6 protein-coding genes are annotated in these 4,954 nt (G+C 39.9%); all 6 read right to left on the bottom strand.

All coding sequences use genetic code 11. The features are described from left to right. A partial coding sequence (flgE, locus tag H5072_RS11770) for a flagellar hook protein FlgE (RefSeq protein ID WP_182693620.1) occupies window positions 1–1,361 on the bottom strand: 1,361 nt, incomplete at its 3' end. A gap of 60 nt (window positions 1,362–1,421) precedes the next feature. Further along, window positions 1,422–2,102 (bottom strand): flagellar hook assembly protein FlgD, encoded by a 681-nt coding sequence (locus H5072_RS11775; protein ID WP_002959427.1) that lies wholly within the window; start codon window positions 2,100–2,102, stop codon window positions 1,422–1,424. Between the two features lie 13 nt (window positions 2,103–2,115). Beyond that, entirely contained in the window at window positions 2,116–2,547 is a 432-nt protein-coding gene (flgC, locus tag H5072_RS11780; RefSeq protein WP_002959429.1) for a flagellar basal body rod protein FlgC, read from the bottom strand. A gap of 5 nt (window positions 2,548–2,552) precedes the next feature. After that, entirely contained in the window at window positions 2,553–2,960 is a 408-nt protein-coding gene (gene flgB, locus H5072_RS11785) for a flagellar basal body rod protein FlgB (protein WP_002959431.1), read from the bottom strand. A 145-nt stretch (window positions 2,961–3,105) separates the two neighbouring features. Next, window positions 3,106–3,936 carry a protein-glutamate O-methyltransferase CheR gene (locus H5072_RS11790; protein ID WP_138488696.1) on the bottom strand — a complete coding sequence of 277 codons (831 nt, stop codon included), beginning with the start codon at window positions 3,934–3,936 and terminating at the stop codon, window positions 3,106–3,108. Between the two features lie 20 nt (window positions 3,937–3,956). Further along, window positions 3,957–4,889 carry a chemotaxis protein CheV gene (locus H5072_RS11795; protein ID WP_002959434.1) on the bottom strand — a complete coding sequence of 311 codons (933 nt, stop codon included), beginning with the start codon at window positions 4,887–4,889 and terminating at the stop codon, window positions 3,957–3,959. Between the last annotated feature and the right edge of the window lie 65 nt (window positions 4,890–4,954).

Genomic DNA, 4,954 nt, shown 5'->3' on the forward strand with positions numbered 1-4,954 from the left:
TGCAAAATACTTTGCTGAATAGTTGAGTTAACTTCAAGCGCACGTGAGTTTGCTTGGTAATTACGCTGTGCAGTAATTAAGTCTACAAGCTCGTTTGTAAGGTTAGTATTTGATTGCTCAAGCGCTGATGAGTTAATTCCACCAAACGTACCCGAACCAGCTTCACCCGCTACAGGTTCACCTGAATCAATACTTTGCTTCCAGCTTGTATCACCCACTTGTGATAACCCTTGTGAATTTGGAAAACGTACCATAGCCACTTGCCCTAGGAATGTTGAGTCACCGTTACTGTAAGAAGCGACAATTTTACCGTCTGTTCCTATATCAATTCCGGCTAAACGACCTACTGTTGAGCCATCTTGATCGAGTGCTTTTACTTCAAAACCACTTGAATACTGAGTTGGGATACGTCCTGCTGTGTTATTTTCATCGCGCCAGTTAAGCTCAATACCAGTACCTGGGAAAGTTGCACCATTGTCTAGTAATGTTGATAAACCAGCACCAGAACCCGCTGGTAGTAGTATTTCATCAAAAGTAGTTGTATTTGTATTTGCCACACCACCTGTTGTTGATGGCAAACCACTTGAGTTAAAACCTAGGGTGGTCAGTGGTGTATAAGGTGTCGTTGTTTGTTCTCCACCAGTTGTGGCATCAACTACTTTGCCATCGAGTGTTGCGTATACTTCCCAACTGTTATCTGTACCACCTGCTGCGGCATCATCTTCTTTAGCAAAAAAGTATTGTAAAATGTGTGGTTCACCTAGTGAATCATATACCGTTGTTGACGTAGATGAGTTATAAGTACCACTAGATGTTGGGTCAAAAGCAATACCCGGAGCATCTGCTGTTGCATCTAAGTTAAACGACAAAAATACATTTTCTGTTGCGCGAGGTGAACCAGACGAATCAGGGATTTGAATTGGATCAGTTGTGCTCAAACTTACCGACGTTGTATCACCTGTAGATGAGTCAACAGGGAATGCTTGTAAAAAGTTACCTTTTGCGTCAACCATAAAGTTATCTTGGTTAAGCTTAAATGCACCCGCACGTGTATATGTTAAATCTTGCGAAGATAAATCGTCTGTCATCGCAAAATAACCTTCACCAGTGATTGCTAAATCAAGTGAGTTATTTGTAAATTGTAGTGAGCCTTGATGAAACTGCTGCGCAACCATGGTTGTTTGCACACCGTCACCATTTTTAGTCTTACCAGAGCTAAATACTGACGATGCGTAAACATCGGCAAACTCAGCGCGTGACTCTTTAAAACCTGTGGTATTAACGTTTGCAATATTATTTGCAGTTACGTCTAAATCTTTTTGTGCGGCAGCTAAGCCAGTTAATGCAATATTGAAGCTCATAATTCACCTCTAACCTGTTAATATTTAGCCTGCTGACAGGCGAAGTATAATTAAAATTTATTACGCGATTTCTGCGACGTCTGTCAACCTAACCGCACCTTCTTTAGTGTTAATAATAATGCCACTTGAGCCATTAATATTAACGCTTTCAATGTTCTTAAATGTAGCAATGGGTAAGCTTGAAAATTCACCGTCAGTACTTCCTTCTGCGGTTACTGAGTATTCACCTTCAGGTAAACGCTCACCAGCTTCATTTTTGCCATCCCACGCAAAACGTACCGCACCTGCTGGCTGAGAACCCATATCAATAGTTCTTACTAGCTGACCTGATGCATCAGTAACTTTAATTTTTAAGTTATCAACGGCTTCTTCTGCCACTGCAGAGCCTCTGGCATCACCTGTTTCATTTAAATCCAGGGTGTTTGACTCTAGTAAAGCTTGTTTGCCTACAAGTGTAGATGCTTGCAGTGCTGAATTAGATGTCATTGAAGAGGCTAAAGATTCAAAGTTAGTATTTAAATCTGTAATCCCTTGCGCCATCGTAAAGCTCGTCATTTGAGCAATCATTTGGTCATTATCCGCAGGGTTACTGGGATCCTGATACGATAATTGCTGAGTTAACAAAGAGAAAAAGTCTTCTTGTGTTAACGCATCACTCTCATTATCACTGGTAGCAACTTGTTGCTCTTGCCAGCGTATAGAGTCTAAATAGGATGAAGATGTACTAATATCGTTACTCATAACCTACCCTCGGTTACCGCTGCCCTAGCAACAGTGTTTTACTTAGCATTTGCTTAGCTGCATCAGCAACTTGCACGTTTGTTTGGTAAGAACGAGAGGCAGAAATCATATTTGCCATCTCCTCTACAACATTAACGTTGGGTTTATAGATATAGCCATTTTCATCCGCACTTGGATGGTTTGGGTTATATTCAATTTGTAATGGTGCATCGCTTTCAACAATGCCCAAAACTTTAACACCAACTGCGGAGCCCTGCTGGTTACTTACTGATGCTGAAGCCTTTGTTAGCTCAGCCGCAAATACAGGTTGGCGCGCTCGGTACGTTTTGTCTTGAGATGAACTAATGGTGTTAGCATTAGAAATATTACTAGCTGTAGTATTTAAGCGAACGTTTTGTGCGCTCATACCCGAACCTGCAATATCGAAAACATTATATAAACTCATAATTTTTATCCTTGACTACCGAGAGCTTTATTCAGGCCTTTAAATTTGCCGCTTAAAAATTGCAAGCTGGCCTGATACTCCATAGCATTCTGTGTATACAAGTTTCGTTCCACTTGTATATCAACCGAGTTACCATCACCTGTATCTGATTGATTTGGCAAACGAAATGATTCTGAACTGCCCATACTATGAGTACCTCCACCAATGTGTTTATCATTAGTTCTTACCATAGTATTGCCGCTTTGCTGGGTTGACCTTGCCGCTTTTAATGCAGAGGCAAAATCAATATCTTTTGCTTTATAGCCAGGCGTATCAGCGTTAGCTATATTAGTTGCAATTAATTCAGCTCGCTGTGAACGGATCAACATGGCTTGCGGATGCACACCTAATGCTTTATCAAAACTGATAGCCATAACCTTCTCCAAAAAATTGACTTACCCATTAATAAAGCAAAAAATAAGCCATTAATATTAGGGCTTGCTATATTTTTATAAGGCTATGTATCTAAATAGAAAAACGACGCTAGGTGCGTCGTTTTAGGGAAGGGAGTTAGCTTAATTACTTCTTTTGGTAAATAATACCAGGGTTGCACCTAACCATATCAAATTCAGTACTTAGGCCAGTTAGGGACTCTGACGCGCCTAAAAATAGGTAACCGTTTGGATTTAACGCTTGTGCAAACTGGTTAATAATTTTAGCTTTTATTTCAGGCGCAAAATAAATTAGTACATTTCGGCAAAAAATAATATCAAACTTGCCCATTAACGCGTAAGAATCAAGCAGATTTAAATGCCTAAAACTAACTTGTTTTTTTATTGTATCGTTTACTTGTGCCATACCGTTGCCGCTGTCTTTAAAAAACTTTTTACGACGCTCTGCAGATAACCCTCTGGCGAGTGCCAGCGCGTCGTACTCTGCATTTTTACACATATCAAGCATGGTATTAGATATGTCGGTACCAATAATTTGTGCCCCCATACGAAGCACACCTGGTTGCTTAGCATTAAATTCAGCAACCGACATAGCTATTGAATAAGGTTCTTGGCCTGACGAACTGGCAGCAGACCAAATTTTTAAAGGTCTTCTTAAATCTTTAAATTCAGGGAAAAGCTTGTTTTGGAGTAACTCAAATGGGTATTGATCTCTAAACCACAAAGTTTCGTTGGTGGTCATTGCATCAACCACAGCGGCTCTTAATTGCCGCTCATGAGGCCCGAGAGTTTTACTAACCAATTCCGATAAAGATCCCACATTAAATCGAGTCATTAACGGAGCAAGTCGGCTTTTAACTAAATACTGTTTATTTTCACCTAAAACAATGCCGCATTGCTGCTCTAAAAACGAACGAAACTGGTCGTATTCACTTTGCTGCAAATCTTTATTATTCAAGTTAGTAGCACCTATTTTTGTTAATCACAATGAACCCACTTTTTAACCGCTGTTGCTAATTCATCTGGGTTAAATTTAGCAATAAAGTCATCTGCCCCTACTTTTTCAATCATCGCTTGGTTAAAAACACCACTCAAAGAGGTATGCAAAATAACATGCAAAGGTGCAAGTTTGGGATCTGCTTTTATTTCAGCTGTTAAGGTATAGCCGTCCATTTCTGGCATTTCAACGTCTGAGATAAGTAATGCTACTCGCTCTGTAATATCATTTTTACAATCAAGCTCTGCTATTTCTTTAAGCCTAATTAAAGCTTCCTTACCATTTTTAGCAAGCTCTGTTTGAACACCTAGCGGCTCTAAGGCTCGTTTAACTTGATTACGGGCAACAGCAGAGTCATCTGCAATAAATACGATACGTTCGCCTAAATCTCTTTGAATATCGCCACTTTGTGCAACTTCAGCACTTACTTCTGTGTTTACTGGACAAATTTCGTTGAGAATTTTTTCTACATCGAGAATCTCGACTAATTCATTTTCGATTTCGGTCACTGCTGTTAAATATGAATAACGTCCGGCGCCTGATGGCGGTGGCATTATTTTTTCCCAATTCATATTTACAATACGTTCAACTCCGCCCACTAAAAACCCTTGCACAGAGCGATTGTATTCAGCAATGATTATAAAGCTGTCTTTAATGTTGTCGATTGGGCGCCCACCTACAGCCATTGATAAATCAATAACCGAAATGGTTTGACCACGAATATGTGCAACACCACGAATATACGGATTAGATTTTGGCATGCTTGTTAGTGGAGGGCATTGCAGCACTTCTCTCACTTTAAATACATTAATACCAAAACGCTGACGCCCTCTGAGCTTAAATAAAAGTAATTCTAGGCGGTTCTGCCCAACCAACTGTGTGCGTTGGTTTACTGAGTCTAAAATGCCTGCCATTCAAATCTCCTAAAGAAAACAAATAATACGGAACGATAATTGCTTTCTATTTATAAAGCTACATA

The sequence above is a fragment of the Pseudoalteromonas sp. SR45-5 genome, assembly GCF_014163565.1.
Taxonomy (GTDB): domain Bacteria; phylum Pseudomonadota; class Gammaproteobacteria; order Enterobacterales; family Alteromonadaceae; genus Pseudoalteromonas; species Pseudoalteromonas distincta.